Here is a 20836-nt window from a genome sequence, read left to right as displayed (position 1 = left end):
TTTATATTCTTTTATAGCTCTTCAAAATCGTGCTCATGATGATCATCATCAAAATTTACATCATCTAAACCTTCAATATAAACATTATTCTTCCTAGAATAATCTAATAAAGCTGATTTAATAGCTTGTTCAGCTAATACAGAACAATGCATCTTTACTGGAGGTAGTCCATCAAGAGCTTCTGCAACAGCTTTATTAGTTAATTCCATAGCCTCTTCTATAGTCTTTCCTTTAATTAACTCTGTAGCCATGCTTGATGATGCAATGGCAGAACCACATCCAAATGTTTTAAACTTAACATCTTCAATAATTCCATTTTCTATTTTAAGATACATTTTCATTATATCTCCACACTTGGCATTGCCAACTTCACCGACACCGTCTGCATCCAATATTTCCCCAACATTTCTTGGGTTTTGAAAATGATCCATTACTTTTTCTGAGTACATTTATTTTTCCTCCCTTACCTTTTCATATAGTGGTGACATCATCCTTAGTCTATCTACTATTTTTACAAGCTTTTCTACTACATAATCTATTTCTTCTTCTGTATTAAAATCTCCTAAGGACAATCTAAGAGAGCCATGGGCAATTTCATGAGGAAGTCCAATAGCTAGTAAAACATGAGAAGGATCTAATGACCCAGAAGTACAAGCTGAACCACTTGAGCCAGCAATTCCTTCCATATCTAAACTTAGTAACAAAGATTCCCCTTCAATAAACCTAAAACACATATTCACATTTCCAGGAAGCCTATGGGTTGGATGACCATTTAGTCTTACGTGGGAGATATTTGATTGTATTTTTTGAATCAAGGTATCTCTCAATTTAATTAATTTTTCATTATGTTCATCTAAATTTTCATAAGCTAATTCAATAGCTTTCCCCATTCCAACTATAGCTGGTACATTTTCTGTTCCTGCTCTTCTATTTCGTTCTTGTCCTCCTCCAGATATAAGAGAATCAATTTTCACTCCTTGTCTAATATATAAAGCACCTATTCCCTTTGGCCCATAGAATTTATGTGATGACATGGATAAAAGGTCTATATTCAATTCTTTTACATCTATTCTAATATGACCCATTGCTTGAACTGCATCTGTATGAAAATATATGTTTTTTCCCTTCGCTATTTCTCCAATCTCCTTAATTGGCTGTATAGTTCCGATTTCATTGTTTGCAAACATAATTGATATAAGTATTGTTTTATCTGTTATGGCCTTTTTAAGTTCTTCTAAATCAATTAACCCATATTCATCAACATCTAAATAAGTTACTTCAAATCCATTTTTTTGTAGATATTCACAAGTGTGTAATATTGCATGATGCTCAATTTTAGTAGTTATAATATGATTCCCTTTGTTTTTATTTGCATATGCAATACCTTTTATAGCCCAGTTATCAGCCTCAGAACCTCCACCAGTAAAGAATATCTCTTTTTTATCTGCACCAATGTTATTAGCTACTTTTCCCCTGGCCTCTTCTACAGCTCTTTTTGATAAACTGCCTAAAGAATAGACAGATGATGGATTACCATATTTTTCAGTGAAATAAGGTATCATTTCTTCTAATACTTCTTTTTTTACTGGTGTTGTAGCAGCATTATCCATATATATATTTTTTTCCATCGACTTTTCCTCCTAAGTTTACTCTTTTCTATTTAATTTATTTTCATCATCCACCATATCTTGCAATGTGATGGAATCGATTACTTCATCAATACTATCTTTTATCTTTACCCAGACTAATTTGGTCACACATCTATCTTCCCTAGAGCATTCAAATTCATCATCCATAACACAGTCAGATGGTGCCATATTTCCCTCCAATGCTCTTAGGATACTGCCAACTGTAATTTCCTTTGGTTCTTTTGATAACATATACCCACCCTGAGCACCTCTAACACTATTTAATAATCCTTCTTTTTTTAATGTGGAAAATAATTGCTCTAAATAATTTTCAGATAGATTTTGTTCATCAGCAATTTGTTTTAAGGGTATTGGCCCATCACCATGATATAAAGCCAATTGAAACATAGCCTTTAGTCCATATCTTCCCCTTGTAGATAATTTCATTTTTTCACCTCTTTTATTCCCAACTAATTTCCTTGGTTTTACTTTAATAAGTATATTATACCCTAGTATTTTTGTCAACATTCACATTTTATAAAAATAAAAAAAAGAAGAGCACTTCAGCTCTTCTCTATGGTACTGGATAGCATGGAGGGCATTCTTGGTCACCAAGTTGAGGTGGGAAAAAATCTGGGAACTCTGCATATTCAATAAATTGCTCACAAACATCTTGTGGACTAAATTCTTCACATGGAGGTGGTGGTGGACAATAACCAAATGTTGGTATTAAAAGTTGAACTGTACCTACTACCTTAATTATAATAAATACTCCTGCTGTGAAAACTAGTTTATCTCCTGTTTGCACTGGTGGTAATAAAACTTCAGAACTAGTTTCAACAACTATTCTAAAATCAAATTCATCCCTAGCATCTGGAATATATAATATAATGTCTTTAAATATATCTGGTAAAAACCCTTCTGCTATTATATTTCCGCTAGGATCTAAAACCTGGAAAGGAACCCTTACTGTAAATCTTACCCTTCTAAAATTAGGAGTATCTGTATCTGTAACTATTAATGTATTAGGTACTATAAATCCAGGTCTAAATCTTATGCTTCCAAAGGTCTTATCACATACTTCTACTTCCACTTCAGGGAAACACTCTCTTTGCTGACAGCTTGCAAACACTTTGTCAACAATAATACAATCGCAATCCAACTCTTGTACTTGATTAATATTAAATTCAGCCATTATTTTCACTCCTTTTATTTAATAAAGTCATATTCACTAACATATTATGTATAGATATACTAATGTGCTACTAATTAATTGTGGAGGTGAAATAAATGTTTCAACCAAATATTAATATTGTTATTAACTCTAATAAAGAAGTATTTATATTTAAATTATCAAAAGATGAAGATATTCTATATACGATTTTTGATTCATCACTAAATATGTTAAAGTCTGAATATTTATATACTAAAAATATATTAAAGTATTCTACTTTTATTGATGAAAATAATATAATACATCTTATTGCACTTATAAATACTGGAGAATTAAACTATTATAAATATACCAATGGAAAATGGTCAAAAGCTATAATAGCAAAGTTTAATATGAAATCAAATATCTATAATCAGGTAGAAATTCTAATGATTAAAAATAATATTCATATATTATATAATTATTCTAATTTGATAAACTCTAATATTTGGACTATCCAACATGTCATCTATGGCAGTGAAGAAAAATATAATGCTATTAGATATATATCAAATAAAACTCCAGATCCATTCGTTGTAGATGTAGATAGTCAAGGTACTATTCATCTGTTATATAGAAGTAATATGAATAATCCTCAAATATATCATAGCTTTTATAGCCCGTATACCAAGTCTTGGAGTTCCTTATCAAAACAAATATCTTCTGACAATTATATTAATTTCTCACCTTTTTTATTTATAGATTCCCAAGATAATTTACATGGTTTATGGCTAGAAAAATTAGATGATAAAGAGCAAATTAAATATTTAAAAATGAGTTCTAGTGGAAAAGAAAAATATATATGGAAAGATATAAAACTTCCATATATTAAATTAACTAAATATAGCCCAATAATATTTGAGGAAAACAATAAATTAAAATTAGTCTTTGTATCTAAAGATAATATAGATTTTCTATATTCGTTAGACTATGGTAATTCTTGGTTAAGCGGAAAAAGAAATGAAGATTTAAATCAAAATATAATATTAGCTAAGATTAAATCAAATATAAATAAAATTAATTATATTTATTGTAATCCTTCTGATAATCTAAGATTATACTTTTTAGACTCCTTCTTATATAAGGAACCCCAAACAATTAATAAAGGTCCTTTAGCAGAATCGGAAGAAAAAGAAACACCTCCAGAATCAATCAGAGTTACATCTGATTTTATAAATGAACTGGAGGATAAGTTTGATAATATATTAGATAGTTATAAATATATAGAATCTATTTTATCTCAAATATTATACAATCAAGAAAATATAGAGCATAAGTTAGATAATATTATTACGCAAAACTCTATTAATTCAAGAAATACATCTTTTTTTCATAAATTATTTAAGTGAGCTAGATATAAACTTTCTTATATTTGTATCTACCATCTTTATTTTCAGCAAGATATATATCTGGAGTACCAATATCTAACTCTTTTGCTTCTTTGATTAAAACATCTGCATATTTTATATTAATAAATTTTATTGCATAGTTGCACCCTGCTTTTATCGTGCAAGGAGTAGATATCAGTTGAAAATTTGTATAGCCTATTGACTCAAGTACAGAATATAGAAAAACCGCTTTATTTTTAGTTTGAAAGACAGCCATATAATAATTACGGTTCATATTATTACCTCCTCCTTATACTATAAAATATTTTCTTTAGTCCATAATGGTTACACTTTTTCTAACGGATTAATATATATATTTTAAGGAGTGGTTAATATGGGTTTAGGAATATCTGTAATATGTTCTACAAATAAGATAGGTCTTATGGAAAATATAATAGAAAATTTTATATCTCAAGATTATGAACCAAAGGAATTAATTATTGCCCTTAACTATAATGTAACTAATTTAAATAAATTACTTGAATTAATTCTTCCTTATAATAATATTCAATTATATAACCTAGGCAACAAAAAAACCTTAGGAGAATGTCTAAATTTCTGCGTGGAAAAATCTAAATATCCTATTATAGCTAAATTCGATGATGATGATTACTATGCTCCTCTTTATCTATCAGATACTATAAAAGCATTATCTTTGGAAAATGTAGGCATAGTGGGAAAGGCATGTACATTTGTATATTTTATAGAAGAAAAACTTATAGGAGTTAAAAATATAACTATGGAAAATAAATATGTAACTAGGGTCGCTGGGTCTACTTTAATATTTAAGAGAGAATTATTTAAAAAAATTCGCTTCCAAGATGTGAACTTAGGAGAGGACATTAAGTTCTGCAATGATTGTTTAAAAATTGGCTATAAAATATACTCCACAAACAAACATCATTATGTGTATGTAAGAAATAAAAGAAGTAAACATACGTGGAAAATTGGTAATGAATATATAATGAAACAATGTTCTCTTTTATCTAGAACTGAAAATTATAAGGAATATATTGAGAATAGTATCAATAAAACTAAAAAAACATATCTATAATATAAAATAGATATGTTTTTTAGTTAGAAATAATATATAAATTTAGTTTATTATAAACAAAAGTTTAGGAGGTCTGTTATGGAGAGTCTATATAAAAAACATCTTAAACAGCATGCAATTAAAAAAATAAAAAGTAAAAATATAATGGAATTAAAAGATTCTATTGGAATTCAGATTCGAGACAATATTAGAGTAGTTTGCATACTTGATGAGTTTAGCTATGAATGTTTCAAATATGAAGCTAACTTTATTCAGCTTGGTATAAATAATTGGAAACAATTGATAATAGATACCGTACCTCATTTCTTGTTTGTCGAAGCTGCTTGGGAAGGTTATAACAAGGAGTGGATTGGCAAAGTCGCTAATCTCCATTTATATAAAGATAATACTATTTTATCTATTATTAGATATTGTAATGAAAATAATATTCCCACTGTATTTTGGGCGAAAGAAGATCCTTGTGATTTTAACATATTTATTGAAGCGGCAAAGAATTTTGACTATATCTTCACGACTGACTTAGATAGTGTACCCGAATATAAAAAAATAGTTAATCACGATAATATTTTTGTCCTACCTTTTGCTGCACAACCATATCTTCATAATCCAATAGATAAAGATAAATATAAAAGAGGAAAAGTAGCGTTTGCAGGTGGTTGGTATAATAAATTTCCTAATAGATGCAAGGATATTGAAAATATGCTGAAACCTGCCTTTAAATATAGTCTTGCTATATATGATAGATTTAATAATTTAAATAATAAGAAAAATTTATTTCCACCAGAATATAATCCGTATATAAAAGATTCTTTGAGTTACAAGGATATCATAAAAGAATATAAAAAATATGAAGTATTTTTAAATGTAAACTCAGTCAATGTTAGTCCTACTATGTTTTCAAGAAGAATATTTGAATTACTAGCTAGTGGAATACCTGTTATAAGTAGTTATTCTAAAGGTATAGAGAATTATTTCAAAGATATAGTTCTCTTGTCTAATAACCAAAATGACACAGACTTACTTCTATATCGACTTCTAAAAGATAGAGAAAAAAGAGATAGACTTTCTGTTCTTGGTCAAAGAGAAATCTTTAATCATCACACTTACACCCACCGGTTTAATACTATATTAGATAAATTAGGAATTAAAAAAACAATTTTTGAGAAAAAAGGAATTTCTGTCATAACATGTACAAATAGACCCTATTCATTAGAAAATATATTAGCTAACTATGTTTCTCAACTATATCCACTAAAAGAACTAATCATTATAATAAATAATGATTTCATAGACCCAAGATCTTGGGAAGACATGGTAAATAAACATGAGGACATAAAAATATATAAACTTCCACAAAAAGAGTCATTGGGCAAATGCTTAAACTATGCAATAGAAAAATCAAAATACCCCTATATCTCAAAATTCGATGATGACGATTATTATGCTCCTAATTATTTAATAGATAGTGTTAATGCATTTAAATATACTGATGCTGATGTAGTGGGTAAGAGTAGCTTCTATGCATATTTAGAAAAATCTCAATCCTTAGTTTTAAGAAATCCTGGCCAAGAATATCAATACTCAAAATATTTATCTGGCTCAACACTAACTATGAAAAAAGATATTTTTAGTAATGTAAAGTTCCGGGATATTTCCGCAGGAGAAGACATAAAGTTTCTAACAGATTGTTTGGCTTTAGGAATCAAAGTCTACTCTACTGATAGATTTAATCATGTTGTCCTACGAAGAATAGATACAAATACTCACACATGGAAAATTAGTGAAAATGCATTCTTAAAAGATTGTATTACTATAAAACACACAAAAAAATTTAAAGATATTGTTACTCTTTAATATAATCAAAGGATTAAAATAGACATTATTTATGATAATAAGAAAACCTATTTTTGAAGATAACACGTTATTATAATTATTAATTATGTAAATGACTTTTTAAGATCACAAAGTAGTGTCAGTAAAACGATAAAAACATATCTATAATATAAGCTAGATATGTTTTTATCGTTTTTTGGAATATATCCTATTGGCTAATCAGAATATATTATTATTTAATATTTAAGGGGTGAAACATATGTATGAATTAAAAGCTCAAAATAGATATAAACAAGTAAGTTTAAAGAGCCACTACAGGAGATATATAGAACAAAGAAAATACAAAAATATCAAAACTAAAAATTCAGCAATTGAAAGAATATTATTTATGCCTACTAATGGAGGTGGTCTAGGTCATCTAACTCGTACCTTAGCAGTAGCAAGAAGGTTAAAACGAAACTATCCTAATGTAGAAATAATATTTTTCACTACTAGTTTTGCTCTAAATTTAATTATAGAAGAAGGTTTTTTGGCATATTATTTTCCTTCTTTAGACTTAGATCCTGTTAATGTAGATCAAAAAGAAATCGATATGGCCATTCATGACCAGATCATTTCTATAATAATAAGACACAATATTGATACTTTAGTATTTGATGGTGTATTTCCTTATGCCTATCTGGTAAGTGCAATAGAAAAACTAAATTTCTTAAACACTGTTTGGATTCAAAGAGGAATGTATAAATCAGGTAAGTCACAAGTGGTTATTGAACGTGAAAAGTATTTTAATCTAATTATTGTACCTGGTGAAGCAAATCTAAATAATAATCTATTAGAGCAACAAGGTAAATTTCGCTATTGTTCGCCTATTATTTATTCAAGAAAAGAAGAACTGTTATCTAAAGAAGTTATTCTAAAAATGTGGAATTTGGATCCTAATAAAAAAACTGTATATATTCAATTGGGAGAAGGACTAAATAACGATGTTAATAGCTTAATATTTAAAATAATACAAAACTTAAAACTGAAAAAAAACCTACAGATTGTTTTAGGTGAATCAATTATAGCACACAAAAAGTACTACTTGGACCCTGATATTTTTATTATAAGAGATTATCCTAATTCAATTTACTTTAATGCTTTTGATTTCGCCATTATCACTGGATCCTATAATACCTTTCATGAAACAATTTATTTTGGAGTTCCAACTATAATCTTTCCTACTAAAGAAACAGGAACTGATGACCATTTTGCAAGAGCTAAAATTGCATCAAAACTACAAACTGGTTTTGTATTTTCCAACTTTAATGAATCTGAATTTGAAAAAGCAGTTTCTCAACTGCTGGATTCTGACATCAATGAAAAAATGAAAAAAAATACAAAAGGATTATTCGAAAATGGAGCTGAACTGGCTGTTCAATATATAATGCAGTCAATTTAATGATTATAGCAATAAGAAAATATTATATGGAGGCTAATTCCTATGAAAATCTTAGTAATTGGAGCGCATCCCGATGACATTGAACCTCAAATGGGTGGAAGTATAGCCAAGTTAACTAAAAATGGGCATGAAGTTTTAATAGTACTATTTACAGATACTGGTGAAGAACTAGTTGAGATGAGAATTCATGAATCTTGTGATGCAGCTAAAATACTTGGAGCTAAAATTAAACATCTTAATTATAACCAGAACAATTTTATTTTCGAGCGTAACCTCGTTCAAAATATGGATAGGATTATTTCACAGTATAAGCCAGATAGTATATATACATGCTGGGAATATGATTCACATCAAGATCATCAAGTCGTATCAAAAGTAGTTTTAGCATCCTCTAGAAAAAACAATGCTAATATCTTTTTCTTTGAACCAATTATCCCAGGTGGTATCACTCCCTATGGATTTGAAGCTAACTTTTTTATAGACATATCAGACACTATAGACATAAAAATTGAAAGTGTGAAAGCACATAAAACTCAATTGGACAAATTCGGTGATAGCTGGATTGAAGCAATCTATGGAAGAGCTAGATTTAGGGGATTTCAAATAGGCGTAAAGTATGCTGAAGCTTTTAGAATCGTAAAAGTGATAAATCAAATTTAGAAATATTTGGGGGTGTTCTAATGACCCAAGACAAATCAATTTTAATAGCGGAAATAATAAAATTCTTGGAAAAAACAGGAGAAGAAATCGAATTTTTCGGCAACAAAGAAGAAATGATCCAAGGATATTCGAGTATTTATGAGTATAAAAAAGATACAATAACTTGGTTAAAAAACAAAGAAATTTATAAGAAGACAAAGGATGATGTCAAGGATCTAATAAAATTAATTGTGTTGCCTAATGATTTTGAAAATATAGATAAGTTTCTTAACTATATAAAAGTAGATAATCCCCATAGAGTTTTTTTCAATATAATAGAAGAATTCTTTGCCAATAAAAGTAATTGGTTTATAGGAGAAAATAATATAATTTCATCAAGTACAATAATTCATCCAAATGTTTATATAGGCCATAATTGTGTAATAGGAAATAATGTACAAATTGGTGAAGGAACAAAAATATATAATAATGTAACAATATCAGATGATGTAGTAATAGGAACAAATTGTGTAATAAAATCGGGTGCAATAATTGGAGAAGAGGGATTTGGCTATATTAAGGAAAAAGATGGAACATATAGAAGAGTTCCACATCTAGGTTCTGTAACTATTGGAAACAATGTAGAAATCGGTGCAAATACAACTATAGAAAAAGGAGTAATGGAAAATACAATTATCAAAAATGGAGTAAAAATAGATGATTTATGCCAAATATCTCATAATGTTTGCATTGGTGAAAACACAGTGATCATATCTCATTCTTCTATATATGGAAGTGTTAAAATTGGAGAAAATTGTTGGATAGCATCATCTGTAATTAGAAATCAAATTACAATTGGAAATAATGTAACAGTCGGTATGGGTTCAGTTGTAACAAAGAACATAAAAGATAATTCTGTCGTTTTCGGTAATCCTGCTAAAGATAGATAAACGATAATTTAGTGTTTATATGAATTCATATCACCATAACTTACTATTGAATATATTATATTATGAATAAAATTCAACAGAAAGGTAGATATGAATGATATTATACAATCGAATAATTAATAAGCAAGAAAATATATCAGTTATTGGATTAGGATATGTTGGAGTCCCTTTAGCTTTAAACTTCAGTAAAAAGGCAAATGTAATAGGCTTTGATATAGATAGTAAAAAAATCAAACAATATAAAAATGGCATAGGTTTAACTGAATATATAGTAGCTAGTGATCTCAAAAACATTAAAATTTTATTTACTTCCAATGAAAAAAAGTTAAGAGATGCTAAATTTCATATAATTGCAGTACCAACTCCAATATATGAAAACAAATTACCAAACTTGGAATATATTATGGAAGCAAGTAAAATCCTTGGAAGAAACTTAACCAAAGGATCAATTGTTGTTTATGAATCCACAGTATATCCAGGCGTTACTGAAGACATATGCATACCTATATTAGAACATGAATCTGGTCTAAGACTTGGCATAGATTTCAAAGTTGGATACTCACCTGAAAGAATAAATCCTGGAGACTCGATACACAAATTAGACTCTATAGTTAAGATTGTTTCTGCTACAGACAATGAAGCTTTAGATATTATATCAAAAGTATATGAATTAATAATTAAAGCAGGTGTGTATAAAGCAAAAAACATCAAAATTGCTGAAGCAGCAAAAGTAATCGAGAATACTCAACGTGATATCAATATAGCACTAATAAATGAAATAAGTATTATTTTACACAAACTTAATATCGATATAAAATCTGTTCTTGAAGCTATCTCTACAAAATGGAATGCTTTAAATTTTGAACCTGGTTTAGTGGGTGGTCATTGTATAGGTGTTGATTCTTACTTTTTAATTCATATTGCCAAGGAGTTTGAAATTCATCCTGAAATAATTCTTACTGCAAGAAAACTCAATGATTATATGTCAAAATATATATGTGAAAATACAATTAATAGACTCTTAGAATCTAGAGAATCCATACAAGGTGTAAATTTAGCTGTTTTCGGTTTTTCATTTAAAGAAAACTGTGCGGATATTAGAAATACAAAAGTTGCAGATCTAATTACTGAATTAAAAAACTATGGAATTAATATTAAAGTAGTAGACCCTATTGTAAATCCGGAAGAAGTATTTAGTCAATACAAAATAAATATTTATGACATAAGTGAAATAAATTGTGTAGATGGAATAATATTTGCTGTATCACATGAAGAATTCTTTAAGTATTCGCTGGATGATATTAAACTCATGTATGCTCAAGATAAAGAACCAGTTCTTATTGATGTCAAAGGAATATTTGATAAAAAAGAGGCTGAATCCTTAGGTTATAATTATTGGATGCTATAAAGTAATAAATAATTAGTAGCCTAATTAAATCTATGCTTAAGTAAAGCAAGTGCTCTTTTCTGGCAAAAATTAAAACCAGAAAGGAGCACTTTTTTAATTAATTATAAATACCCTATCTATTCCATCCACTTCTTTAAAATTCACTTTTACATTTTCAGACTTAGATGTAGGTACATTTTTACCAACATAATCCGCCCTAATTGGGAGTTCTCTGTGACCTCTATCTATTAAAACAGCTAATTGCACCCTAGAAGGTCTTCCTTTATCTACTAAGGCATCTAATGCTGCCCTAACAGTTCTTCCAGTATATATAACATCATCTACAAGTATAACAATCTTACCATCAATATTTACATCAAAAGTATCTTTTATTATAGGTTGTTCACTAATCTCGGTTAAATCATCCCTATATAAAGTTATATCAAGGGAAAATACTGGGACACTCTGACCTTCAATCTCTTCTATTTTCTTAGCCAGTCTTTCAGCAAAGGGACATCCTCTAGTCTTGATTCCAACTAAAGCAATGTCCTTTGTTCCTTTATTTCTTTCAATTATTTCATTAGCTATTCTAGTAGTGGCTCTTTGTATAGCTTTTTCATCTAAAATAACTGCTTTAATATCCATATTTCTCCCTACTTTCTCTTGTTTTCTAAGATATCTAAAATATTCTTAAAGTACTTAGGTAAATCAGTTTTAAACTCCATGTACTCTCCAGTTGTTGGATGATAGAAGCCTAATTTATAAGCATGTAGCATTTGTTTATTTAGATGAAATTCATTCTTTGTTTTAGAATATACAGGATCACCAACAACTGGATGATTAATATGACTCATATGCACTCTTATCTGATGAGTCCTTCCAGTTTCAAGCTTAACCTCTATAAGTGTATATTTATTGTATCTTTCTAACACTCTATAATGGGTTATAGCTTCCTTACTATTTTTTGAAGTTACTGTCATCTTTTTTCTATCATTTCCGTGTCTTCCTATTGGAGCATTAATAGTACCTTCATCAATTGACAATACGCCATGAACTAAAGCCATATATACTCTTTTAATATTTCTTTCCTTTAGATTTTCAGATAATATCCTATGTACCCTATCATTCTTTGCTATAATTAATAACCCAGAAGTATCTTTATCTAACCTATGAACTATGCCAGGTCTGATAATTCCATTTATAGAAGACAAATTCTTGATATGGAATAATAATGCATTAACCAAAGTCCCATTATAATTACCAGGGGCAGGATGAACCACCATATCTTGGGATTTATTGATAATAACTATATCCTCATCTTCATATACTATATCTATTGGTATGTTTTCGGGTATTATTTCAAGTTTCTTGGGTTCAGGTAACTTCACATTTATAAAATCGCCTTCTTTAACTAAATAACTAGATTTCATATTTTTATCATTTACATAGACCAAATTTTCCTTTATTAACTTCTGTACATAAGACCTAGAAACCTCATTTAGTTCTTTAGCAAGATAAGCATCTAACCTTTCATTATCATCCTCATCAACATAAATTTCAACAATTTCCATTATATCCTCCTATACTTCATACCTATCAAATAACACTAAAATTAATATTAGAGAAGTTCCCACTACTATAGCAATATCCGCTATATTAAAAACAGGAAATTCATATCTATTAAATAATCTAAAACTAAAAAAGTCTACAACATATCCGAATCTAATTCTATCTATAAAATTTCCTATGGTGCCGCCCAATAACATTCCAAGTCCAATCCTCATAAATATATTTATCCTATAATAATTCTTTGTTAAAAATAAAATAAGAGAAAGTATAACGGCACAGGTTATAATGATAAAAAACACCTTCTTATTTTGTAAAATTCCAAAGGCAGCACCAAAATTTTCAACATAGGTCAACCTAAAAAAATTAGGAATTATAACATAAGAAGCAGATTCTTTTAAATGATTAATAGCAGCATATTTACTAAATTGATCCAATAAAATAATAAAAGCAGACAAAATAAATATCAAATTTAATTCCTCCTAGTCATTTGAATATACATTCTATTTTATATTATTATCCTATTAATATCAATAGTTAGGAAATTTAAAAAATTCCCTGGATACTCACCAGAGAATTTTTATTTTAAAGTTTCATCATAGTATTCTTGAGATATATTTTCCACTTCTTCAACCCCATCACCACCATCGCCATCCTGCTCATCCATAATACCGAGATGATCGCCAGTGGCAAATGAAGGATCGTCAGAAACTATATTAAACGAAGCCAATTTTTGATAAGCATCCTCCCTATCAAATTCTACTGTATCTTCTGTAGTATCACTAAAGGAAGTCCCTTGTTCTTCATCTATAGGAACAAATTTCCTTGTGTCCATTTCCGTATCTGGCGTTATTGTAATACTATCAGCACATTCCATACAATTTTTTAAATAAGGTATAAGGTCAAGCCTTTCTTCATTAATTTCTTTCTTGCAGTTTTTACAAATTCCATAGCTTCCATCTTTTATATCTTTTAAGGAATTATCTATCTCATATAAAGTATCCTTCATACTATTTTTAAATCCATTATCCTGTTCCATCATGAATAGTTCGGTACCAATATCAGCAGGATGATTATCATAATTAGATAATTCACTATAATAGATATCCATAGAACCAAATTCTTTCATATTATTCATATTATTTAGTGTTTTTAATAGTTTTCTCTTTTCTTCTAATAATCTTTTTTTAAAATAATAAAGTTTATCTTTATCCATAGTTACCTCCAGTCTAGTAATCCTAATTTATTTATATCTTGATTAATAATATAACCAGTAGTGTAATAAACATTCAATTTTTAGGATAGAATAAACTTACATTATTTGAAAATAATATGACTTATATTAAATTTTTATATAGGTTTTCAAATCCTTCAAAGTCAAGGGATTGGAAACCATCTGATAAAGCTTTATCTGGACTTGGATGTATTTCTATAATTACACCATCTGCCTCCAATGTTTTTGCAGCTTTTGAAGCTGGAAGTACTAATTCCCTTCTGCCTGTACCATGAGATGGATCCACGAATATTGGATAATCTGTTTTCTCCTTTAATATTGGAACACTCATTAAGTCTAAAGTATTCCTAGTATAATCCTCGAATGTTCTGATTCCTCTTTCACATAAGATTATTTTTTTATTGCCTTCCATTTTAATATATTCTGCTGCCATAATCCATTCCTTAATAGTTGCACTCATTCCTCTTTTTAACATAACTGGTTTATTGGTCTTTCCTACTTCTTTTAGTAAGGAAAAATTCTGCATATTTCTAGAACCTATTTGAATAATATCAATAAATTCCAATGCTTCTTCTATATCCCTTGGATCCATTATTTCAGAAATCACTTTAAAATTATATTTTGATTTAATTTGATTTAAGATTTTAAAACCTTCTAATCCCAACCCTTGAAAAGATTTCGGGCTAGTTCTTGGTTTAAAAACACCACCTCTTAATATCTTAATTCCTAAATTAGATAGAAATTTCCCAATATCCTCCATTTGATTATAATCCTCTATTGCACATGGCCCAGCAATTATAGTAAAATATCCATCTCCAATGGATATTTCCTCATCTATTTTAATACTTCTAGTCATCTAAATTCCTCCAACTACTTTTATAAATTTTCAATTTAAAGAAAAAAAGAGGCTGTTATGCCCCTAAATGGTCTATTTCTTTTAAGTTTTCATCTTCATCTATGCTTTCTTCATGTAGACTTATTTCTTTTGATTGGTTTTTATTTTCATAATCTTTATAAAACTCATCTATAGAAATAAGTTGAGCTTTGATAAAAGATTCATATCTAGTTTTGAATATAAATATTTCTTTTTTCAAATAATCATATTCTTTCATTATATTCTTAACTTCATTTGTTGCTTCATTAATTCTATTTTTAGACTGTAGTTCAGCATCTTCAATTATTAACTCTGCTTTTTTTCTTGCAGAGCTGGTTACATCATCAGCTGTGCTTTGAGCAATGACCAAAGTACTCTTTAGCGTCTCTTCTAAATTATTATACTGTCTAATTTGATCAGTTAATACTCCTATCTTATCTTTAAGCTCAATGTTCTCTCTGTATAACATTTCATAATTATCATTTATCGCATCTAAGTAATCGTCAACCTCTTTTGTATTATATCCCATTAAAGACCTTTTAAATTGCTTGCTTTGTATATCTAATGGTGTAATCATTTATCTCACTCCATTTAAATTAATATTCTTATAGTAGCTTTTATTTTCCCCTTCTTACTTAATCCCTCAACAGAGTGAAGAATAGAACGTCCATATCCCCTTACAGAAATTATATCTCCAACTGCTATCTCCTTAGCAGACTTATTTATAGGTTCCCAATTAACCTTTACATTTCCAGATTTTATTATATCTATGCTTTCTTGCCTTGATAAGTTATAACTAGAACTAATAAATACATCAAGCCTGTAAGAAGATAATGTTTTATTTATCTCTTTATAGAGGTATTCAGCAGCAGATATAGAGTCCAAAGACCTTTCCTCTACTTTTATATTTCTATTTGCTATCTTTTCTAAATTAATTAATAGAAAATCTCCTATTTCCTTTTTTGCTATAATATCAGTATAATTTTCATGCACTAAAACATCTCCGATTTTGGCCCTTTTTATACCTAAATTAAGTATTGCACCTAAAAAATCCTTATGAGTTAAGCCCTCTAAATCCCCACTTATTCTTAAACCAATAATATTTAATGGAATATCATGAGGATTGTAATAACTAGGATAAATAGATATTATTTGTCTTTCAGCTTGTGAAATCCCACCATTTTCTAAATAATCTATTTCCATAAATCTATTAAGAATTGACCTAGCTAAGGATCTTTCATAAGGGTCAAAAAAATCCGTAAATTCATAGGAATGATTATTTGATACTATTTCAACCTTATCTATTACCCTTCTCATATCAATTCTCTTATCATTATCTCTTATATGGAAAATATATTTATCTCTGTCAATTTTCATATAAATACCCTTCTACAATAATATTTTGCCAACAAGACCGTATATTATTCTTAAAAAAAGAATAGCCAATAGTGGTGAAAAATCTAACATCCCTGTATTTATCCTTAATTTAGCAATTAATTCTCTTGCAGGTCCAAGTACTGGTTCTGTAAGTTCATAAACAAATCTAGTAAAAAGATTTTCACTATGAATATTCAAAAAAGAGAGTACAATCCTTACAAGAATTAGGCCTTCAATTAGCTTGATTAATATTTCTATTGATTTATATAAAAGTATCATTAATATAATCTACTCCTTTTTCTACCAAGAAAATATACCTCTATTCTTAAGTTCTTCTTTTAATCCATCAATTTCCACATTACTTGGTGCAAAAATAAATATATCCTTTGTAACCTTTTGTATGTTTCCCTCTAAAGCATATAGACCTCCACTAATAAAATCAAATATCTGCCTTTTAACTCCACTATCTAACTGTTCTAGGTTTACAATAACTGCCTTTCTTAAGCTTATATCATCTATTATGCTAGGTGCCTCATCATAACTAAGGGGTTCATGTACTACAATTTTCATATTACTATTAGTATGGATATTTACAACTTTATTATTTATCTTTTTTGTTTTAGTAGGCACAGCTACATCATAATCATCGTCATACTCATCATAATCATCTTGAATTTCCTCATCCTCCAAATCTTGTACACCTATAAAATACTTAACCTTGTCCATAAAATTACTCATTAGTACCCCTCCTAATAATTTCTTTTACCGAAAATTGCGGATCCAATCCTAACAATATTGGAGCCTTCTTCGATTGCTAATTCATAATCATTTGTCATTCCCATGGATAAATAGTCCATGGATAAATTATTGTAATTTCTGTTTATTATATTCTCTTTTAAATTAAATAATGTCCTAAAAACATCTCTCAACAGCACAGTATCAGTGGTATAAGGTGCTATTGTCATTAAACCTCTAACCTTAATATTCTTAAAGTCTAAGATTTCTTCTATAAAATATAGAACTTTATCTACTTCAAGGCCAAATTTGCTTTCCTCTTCCGCTACGTTGACCTGTATAAGAACATCTGTAACTATATCATTACTCCTAGAGCGTTTATCTAACTCTTTTGCTAATGAAATTCTATCTAAGGAATGTACCAACTTTGTTTTTCCAATAATGTTCTTAACCTTATTTGTTTGTAAATGACCTATCATATGGTAATTTATCTTATTACCAATTATATCACATTTCTTTTCTAATTCTTGTACTTTATTTTCTCCTATATTAGAAATACCGGTTTCAATAGCTTCATTTATTCTATCAACATCCACTGTCTTAGTAACAGCTATTAGTTCAACCTTTTCTCTTTCTCTACCAGCTCTATTTAATGCCTTTTCTATGTTTTCTTGTATTATGCTTATGTTACTTTGAATAGATATTTTTATCGCCTCCATCTTAATTAAGTATTTGTCCATCTTTTACATTAATAGTATTTAAAAATATTTCATCAAATAAGGAAATAGTTTTTATAGGTTCTTCGCCATCAATAATAATATTTCCACTATTATCGCCAGTATCAACAAAAGTATAACCACCCTCTTCTCCAAGAGTTATAATCGGTCTAAACTTTACTATGCCACTTTTATCTTTGATGTATACCCCTTTTATTGTATCCTTATTCACTATAGATTTAGTAGGTATCTTATACCCTTCTTTTTTATATTTTATAATATTTACTTTAGAAAATCTTATATTATATAATTCATGCAAAAAAGTATTAAGCCTGATTATGATAACCGCTTTGTTTTTTGATGGATTTATAGTAATAATTTTTCCTTCAAACTCTCGCTTGTCCCCTTCTATTTCAATATTAATATTATTTCCAACTTCTAGCCCCTCAATCTCTTTCAATTCCTCTATTTTTAAAGCAATATACCATTCAAAGTTATCTATAATCTTATAAATAGGTTCATCTACTGATATAGTAGACTTTACTTCTGTATAATCTAGTTTTTTAGGAACTAAGCTATCATAAGTATAGTTTTCAAAGTCCTTAGGTATATAAATCTCTTCATAGCCATCTATTAAGTATGATATAATTCCTCCACTATTGGTATAGTATTTCATATGATTACTATTAATTTCTGAAGTAATACTAGCTTTTTTGGATTTTAAATTTTCAAGACTCTGTCCTACTAAGGTATTTGCTGAGGAAATATCTTTATTTTTTTCATCATATATAGCTAATTGACTTTTTAGTAAATACACTTCATCAAAATTTCCTGCCATAATCGTATCTTGCAATTCATTAACTAAGGATTCCTTTAATCCCTGAACCTTTTCTTTCTCATTTATAATTAACTTGGTTTCAATCTCAGATTTTTCTAGAGCCGAAATGGATTCCTCTATTTGTAAAAGTTCTTGTTTAAGAGTTGAAGTATCATTCATAGAATTAATACTAGCAACTTGAATACCAGCTGCTACCCTTTCACCTTCAATAGAAGAAATCTCTAATTCTCCACTTACAGCTGATTTAACTACTGTTTCATGTTTTATTACAAAACCTTGGGTAGGAATCTTTTTAATTAACATTCCTTTTTCAGGTAATACTGTTTTTGCATTACCTGCAAGTATTGAAGGGATTGATCTAATTATTAAATATAAAAGAACAAAAGATATGGTTATTGTACGAAAAACTTTTTTTCTTCTTCTATTTTTTTCCCTTTTATCATAGTTCATAATTTCACCCTTCTAAGTAAAGAACTTTCCATACTTACTTACTATTTTAAATTTTAATATATTATCTATTGTAAAAAACTTTACCTCATTTTTATGTGTAACCATCATTATAGATTTATCTTTTTTCTTTGCTCCTAGAAGAATTCCATTATATTTTTTATTTTCTTTTGTTATAACTTTGATTTCATCTCCAGCTTTCAATCTAAATCCATCTAAAATGAATTCCTTCATATCTACTTCATTTAAATGTTCCTGAGTTACTATCTTTTTATCTATAATAATTATATTATTTTTTAAATAAATCTTTTCTTTAAGTATTACAAATATATATCCAAATATACTCGATATGAATAATAGTACCAAAATAATTTGCATATAATACAATAAATCCACACCTCCAATATCCAAAGCATATCAATAGTATAACATAATTATATACTGTTTTAAACTACTTTACGAAATCAAAATACCATTTTTTAATTGCAATATAATTAAGATTAATGTATAATAAAGTTGTTCTATATTGTAATTAGTAAGATAGTGTCGGGATGTGGCGCAGTTTGGTAGCGTACAAGTCTGGGGGACTTGGGGCCGCTGGTTCAAATCCAGTCATCCCGACCATTTTATGTTTTTGTAAAGGCGTATAGCCTTGCAAAATAGCCATTTGTATTTTTCTGAATTGTGTATGTTTCGATACATTTTGCTAAAATTAGCACGAATGGCACGAAAAGTGGCACGAGAAAACAAAAGATAATTAATAAAAATCAGAGCCTTTAAGGCTCTTTTTTATTCCTATATTATTATACCATTTTTTACAGCACTATGAAAAGTCACAATAACACCTAAAACAAATCCTATTGTTCTATTAATAAAATTATAAATACCTTTTTCCTTATTTCTCATACAAATTGCGTTTTAAATTTAGAATCACAAAAAGGAAAAGTGTAAGAAACTTAGTCTATAGGTAGCCTCATAACCCATACGATATTCTTACACTATTATATATATTATAAAAAAATGCAACCTATATAAGGTTGCATTAGATTTAATTATGTATACGAGTAAGTCTGTAAGCCGTGTTCTGTTTAAATGGTCATCTATCTAAGACCTATCGTCACCAATAGGTTCATGCGACCTACCATTGGAACGGCAGCGGGCTACCACCTTTTATGTTCCTTTTTGGTCTTGCTCCAGATGGGGTTTACAGAGCCATTTAGTCACCTAAATGCTGGTGAGCTCTTACCTCGCCTTTCCACCCTTACCAGATAGCCACATCTTTCAGTTATTTCATCAGCTATTTCACTACAAACCCAGTAGTAATTCTTATTATGAACTGAGAAAGAGTTCTGGCGGTATATCTCTGTTGCACTATCCTTAGGGTCACCCCCACTGGACGTTATCCAGCATCCTGCCCTAGGGAGCACGGACTTTCCTCATGCATTAAGCACGCGACCATTCAACTTACTCGTATATAATATACCATAAATCGTCAAAATATGCAAAGGATATATTT

At 28.8% G+C, this 20836-nt stretch carries 24 protein-coding genes, 1 tRNA gene and 1 other RNA gene; 8 read left to right on the top strand and 18 right to left on the bottom strand.

The window, feature by feature from the left end:
• Positions 1 to 11: 11 nt before the first annotated feature.
• The 4 genes from nifU to RT714_RS04550 are packed head-to-tail and all read right to left on the bottom strand — an operon-like array spanning position 12 to position 2823.
• A complete protein-coding gene (gene nifU, locus RT714_RS04565; protein WP_313756402.1) occupies positions 12 to 449 on the bottom strand; it encodes a Fe-S cluster assembly scaffold protein NifU in 438 nt (145 codons plus the stop codon).
• A complete protein-coding gene (gene nifS / locus RT714_RS04560) occupies positions 450 to 1628 on the bottom strand; it encodes a cysteine desulfurase NifS (protein ID WP_313756401.1) in 1179 nt (392 codons plus the stop codon). It abuts the gene before it with no gap.
• 18 nt (positions 1629 to 1646) lie between these two features.
• A complete protein-coding gene (locus tag RT714_RS04555; protein ID WP_313756400.1) occupies positions 1647 to 2156 on the bottom strand; it encodes an Rrf2 family transcriptional regulator in 510 nt (169 codons plus the stop codon).
• A 46-nt stretch (positions 2157 to 2202) separates the two neighbouring features.
• A complete protein-coding gene (locus RT714_RS04550) occupies positions 2203 to 2823 on the bottom strand; it encodes a hypothetical protein (RefSeq protein WP_313756399.1) in 621 nt (206 codons plus the stop codon).
• Positions 2824 to 2918: 95 nt separating this feature from the next.
• Here RT714_RS04550 and RT714_RS04545 point away from each other — a divergent pair, with 95 nt between their 5' ends.
• Positions 2919 to 4190, top strand: coding sequence for a hypothetical protein (locus RT714_RS04545; RefSeq protein WP_313756398.1), 1272 nt, complete (start codon positions 2919 to 2921; stop codon positions 4188 to 4190).
• A gap of 1 nt (position 4191) precedes the next feature.
• Here RT714_RS04545 and RT714_RS04540 read toward each other — a convergent pair whose 3' ends face one another.
• Entirely contained in the window at positions 4192 to 4464 is a 273-nt protein-coding gene (locus tag RT714_RS04540; RefSeq protein ID WP_313756397.1) for a putative Se/S carrier-like protein, read from the bottom strand.
• Positions 4465 to 4563: 99 nt separating this feature from the next.
• On the opposite strand from RT714_RS04540, the gene RT714_RS04535 reads away from it, so the two are divergent.
• The 6 genes from RT714_RS04535 (at position 4564) to RT714_RS04510 (ending at position 11554) form a co-directional block, all read left to right on the top strand.
• Positions 4564 to 5283, top strand: a complete 720-nt coding sequence (locus RT714_RS04535) for a glycosyltransferase (protein WP_313756396.1) — start codon at positions 4564 to 4566, stop codon at positions 5281 to 5283.
• 78 nt (positions 5284 to 5361) lie between these two features.
• On the top strand, positions 5362 to 7137 hold the full coding sequence (locus tag RT714_RS04530; protein WP_313756395.1) for a glycosyltransferase: 1776 nt from the start codon (positions 5362 to 5364) through the stop codon (positions 7135 to 7137).
• A gap of 238 nt (positions 7138 to 7375) precedes the next feature.
• Entirely contained in the window at positions 7376 to 8557 is a 1182-nt protein-coding gene (locus RT714_RS04525; RefSeq protein WP_313756394.1) for a hypothetical protein, read from the top strand.
• Between the two features lie 42 nt (positions 8558 to 8599).
• Complete coding sequence (locus tag RT714_RS04520; protein WP_313756393.1) at positions 8600 to 9217, top strand: PIG-L deacetylase family protein; 618 nt, start codon at positions 8600 to 8602, stop codon at positions 9215 to 9217.
• A 20-nt stretch (positions 9218 to 9237) separates the two neighbouring features.
• The gene (locus RT714_RS04515) at positions 9238 to 10146 is read left to right on the top strand and encodes a UDP-3-O-(3-hydroxymyristoyl)glucosamine N-acyltransferase (RefSeq protein ID WP_313756392.1); all 909 of its coding nucleotides are present in this window, start codon (positions 9238 to 9240) and stop codon (positions 10144 to 10146) included.
• Positions 10147 to 10240: 94 nt separating this feature from the next.
• On the top strand, positions 10241 to 11554 hold the full coding sequence (locus tag RT714_RS04510; protein WP_313756391.1) for a nucleotide sugar dehydrogenase: 1314 nt from the start codon (positions 10241 to 10243) through the stop codon (positions 11552 to 11554).
• A 93-nt stretch (positions 11555 to 11647) separates the two neighbouring features.
• On the opposite strand, the gene pyrR is transcribed toward RT714_RS04510, so the two are convergent.
• The 12 genes from pyrR to RT714_RS04450 form a co-directional block, all read right to left on the bottom strand.
• Entirely contained in the window at positions 11648 to 12178 is a 531-nt protein-coding gene (gene pyrR / locus RT714_RS04505) for a bifunctional pyr operon transcriptional regulator/uracil phosphoribosyltransferase PyrR (RefSeq protein ID WP_313756390.1), read from the bottom strand.
• Positions 12179 to 12186: 8 nt separating this feature from the next.
• Positions 12187 to 13104: an RluA family pseudouridine synthase gene (locus RT714_RS04500; RefSeq protein ID WP_313756389.1), complete on the bottom strand. Its 918-nt coding sequence runs from the start codon at positions 13102 to 13104 to the stop codon at positions 12187 to 12189.
• Positions 13105 to 13113: 9 nt separating this feature from the next.
• On the bottom strand, positions 13114 to 13569 hold the full coding sequence (gene lspA / locus RT714_RS04495; protein ID WP_313756388.1) for a signal peptidase II: 456 nt from the start codon (positions 13567 to 13569) through the stop codon (positions 13114 to 13116).
• A gap of 110 nt (positions 13570 to 13679) precedes the next feature.
• A complete protein-coding gene (locus tag RT714_RS04490; RefSeq protein WP_313756387.1) occupies positions 13680 to 14315 on the bottom strand; it encodes a TraR/DksA C4-type zinc finger protein in 636 nt (211 codons plus the stop codon).
• Positions 14316 to 14436: 121 nt separating this feature from the next.
• Positions 14437 to 15189, bottom strand: a complete 753-nt coding sequence (locus RT714_RS04485; protein ID WP_313756386.1) for a bifunctional 3-deoxy-7-phosphoheptulonate synthase/chorismate mutase — start codon at positions 15187 to 15189, stop codon at positions 14437 to 14439.
• Positions 15190 to 15244: 55 nt separating this feature from the next.
• Positions 15245 to 15784 (bottom strand): DivIVA domain-containing protein, encoded by a 540-nt coding sequence (locus tag RT714_RS04480; protein ID WP_313756385.1) that lies wholly within the window; start codon positions 15782 to 15784, stop codon positions 15245 to 15247.
• A 14-nt stretch (positions 15785 to 15798) separates the two neighbouring features.
• Positions 15799 to 16584 (bottom strand): YlmH/Sll1252 family protein, encoded by a 786-nt coding sequence (locus RT714_RS04475; RefSeq protein ID WP_313756384.1) that lies wholly within the window; start codon positions 16582 to 16584, stop codon positions 15799 to 15801.
• A 12-nt stretch (positions 16585 to 16596) separates the two neighbouring features.
• A complete protein-coding gene (locus tag RT714_RS04470) occupies positions 16597 to 16863 on the bottom strand; it encodes a YggT family protein (RefSeq protein ID WP_313756383.1) in 267 nt (88 codons plus the stop codon).
• 21 nt (positions 16864 to 16884) lie between these two features.
• Entirely contained in the window at positions 16885 to 17322 is a 438-nt protein-coding gene (locus tag RT714_RS04465; protein ID WP_072971853.1) for a cell division protein SepF, read from the bottom strand.
• Between the two features lie 11 nt (positions 17323 to 17333).
• Positions 17334 to 18038, bottom strand: a complete 705-nt coding sequence (locus RT714_RS04460) for a YggS family pyridoxal phosphate-dependent enzyme (protein WP_313756382.1) — start codon at positions 18036 to 18038, stop codon at positions 17334 to 17336.
• A 1-nt stretch (position 18039) separates the two neighbouring features.
• Positions 18040 to 19323: an HlyD family efflux transporter periplasmic adaptor subunit gene (locus RT714_RS04455; RefSeq protein ID WP_313756381.1), complete on the bottom strand. Its 1284-nt coding sequence runs from the start codon at positions 19321 to 19323 to the stop codon at positions 18040 to 18042.
• 12 nt (positions 19324 to 19335) lie between these two features.
• Positions 19336 to 19698, bottom strand: a complete 363-nt coding sequence (locus RT714_RS04450) for a hypothetical protein (RefSeq protein WP_313756380.1) — start codon at positions 19696 to 19698, stop codon at positions 19336 to 19338.
• Positions 19699 to 19867: 169 nt separating this feature from the next.
• On the opposite strand from RT714_RS04450, the gene RT714_RS04445 reads away from it, so the two are divergent.
• Positions 19868 to 19944 (top strand) — tRNA-Pro (locus tag RT714_RS04445).
• Between the two features lie 433 nt (positions 19945 to 20377).
• On the opposite strand, the gene rnpB is transcribed toward RT714_RS04445, so the two are convergent.
• Positions 20378 to 20791: RNase P RNA component class A (gene rnpB / locus RT714_RS04440), an RNA gene on the bottom strand.
• Positions 20792 to 20836 lie beyond the last annotated feature (45 nt).

This window comes from Tissierella sp., assembly GCF_032104385.1.
Lineage (GTDB): Bacteria > Bacillota > Clostridia > Tissierellales > Tissierellaceae > Tissierella.
This window is presented reverse-complemented; position numbering and strand designations above follow the sequence as displayed.

What these genes read in the sequence shown, in the direction of transcription:
- RT714_RS04550 (WP_313756399.1), bottom strand. Translation starts at nt 2,823, where the DNA reads ATGGCTGAATTTAATATTAATCAAGTACAAGAGTTGGATTGCGATTGT.
- RT714_RS04555 (WP_313756400.1), bottom strand. Translation starts at nt 2,156, where the DNA reads ATGTTGACAAAAATACTAGGGTATAATATACTTATTAAAGTAAAACCA.
- RT714_RS04450 (WP_313756380.1), bottom strand. Translation starts at nt 19,698, where the DNA reads ATGCAAATTATTTTGGTACTATTATTCATATCGAGTATATTTGGATAT.
- RT714_RS04545 (WP_313756398.1), top strand. Translation starts at nt 2,919, where the DNA reads ATGTTTCAACCAAATATTAATATTGTTATTAACTCTAATAAAGAAGTA.
- RT714_RS04480 (WP_313756385.1), bottom strand. Translation starts at nt 15,784, where the DNA reads ATGATTACACCATTAGATATACAAAGCAAGCAATTTAAAAGGTCTTTA.
- RT714_RS04535 (WP_313756396.1), top strand. Translation starts at nt 4,564, where the DNA reads ATGGGTTTAGGAATATCTGTAATATGTTCTACAAATAAGATAGGTCTT.
- RT714_RS04485 (WP_313756386.1), bottom strand. Translation starts at nt 15,189, where the DNA reads ATGACTAGAAGTATTAAAATAGATGAGGAAATATCCATTGGAGATGGA.
- RT714_RS04500 (WP_313756389.1), bottom strand. Translation starts at nt 13,104, where the DNA reads ATGGAAATTGTTGAAATTTATGTTGATGAGGATGATAATGAAAGGTTA.
- RT714_RS04490 (WP_313756387.1), bottom strand. Translation starts at nt 14,315, where the DNA reads ATGGATAAAGATAAACTTTATTATTTTAAAAAAAGATTATTAGAAGAA.
- RT714_RS04475 (WP_313756384.1), bottom strand. Translation starts at nt 16,584, where the DNA reads ATGAAAATTGACAGAGATAAATATATTTTCCATATAAGAGATAATGAT.
- RT714_RS04455 (WP_313756381.1), bottom strand. Translation starts at nt 19,323, where the DNA reads ATGAACTATGATAAAAGGGAAAAAAATAGAAGAAGAAAAAAAGTTTTT.
- RT714_RS04470 (WP_313756383.1), bottom strand. Translation starts at nt 16,863, where the DNA reads ATGATACTTTTATATAAATCAATAGAAATATTAATCAAGCTAATTGAA.
- pyrR (WP_313756390.1), bottom strand. Translation starts at nt 12,178, where the DNA reads ATGGATATTAAAGCAGTTATTTTAGATGAAAAAGCTATACAAAGAGCC.
- nifU (WP_313756402.1), bottom strand. Translation starts at nt 449, where the DNA reads ATGTACTCAGAAAAAGTAATGGATCATTTTCAAAACCCAAGAAATGTT.
- RT714_RS04525 (WP_313756394.1), top strand. Translation starts at nt 7,376, where the DNA reads ATGTATGAATTAAAAGCTCAAAATAGATATAAACAAGTAAGTTTAAAG.
- RT714_RS04540 (WP_313756397.1), bottom strand. Translation starts at nt 4,464, where the DNA reads ATGAACCGTAATTATTATATGGCTGTCTTTCAAACTAAAAATAAAGCG.
- RT714_RS04465 (WP_072971853.1), bottom strand. Translation starts at nt 17,322, where the DNA reads ATGAGTAATTTTATGGACAAGGTTAAGTATTTTATAGGTGTACAAGAT.
- RT714_RS04530 (WP_313756395.1), top strand. Translation starts at nt 5,362, where the DNA reads ATGGAGAGTCTATATAAAAAACATCTTAAACAGCATGCAATTAAAAAA.
- RT714_RS04510 (WP_313756391.1), top strand. Translation starts at nt 10,241, where the DNA reads ATGATATTATACAATCGAATAATTAATAAGCAAGAAAATATATCAGTT.
- RT714_RS04520 (WP_313756393.1), top strand. Translation starts at nt 8,600, where the DNA reads ATGAAAATCTTAGTAATTGGAGCGCATCCCGATGACATTGAACCTCAA.
- nifS (WP_313756401.1), bottom strand. Translation starts at nt 1,628, where the DNA reads ATGGAAAAAAATATATATATGGATAATGCTGCTACAACACCAGTAAAA.
- RT714_RS04515 (WP_313756392.1), top strand. Translation starts at nt 9,238, where the DNA reads ATGACCCAAGACAAATCAATTTTAATAGCGGAAATAATAAAATTCTTG.
- RT714_RS04460 (WP_313756382.1), bottom strand. Translation starts at nt 18,038, where the DNA reads ATGGAGGCGATAAAAATATCTATTCAAAGTAACATAAGCATAATACAA.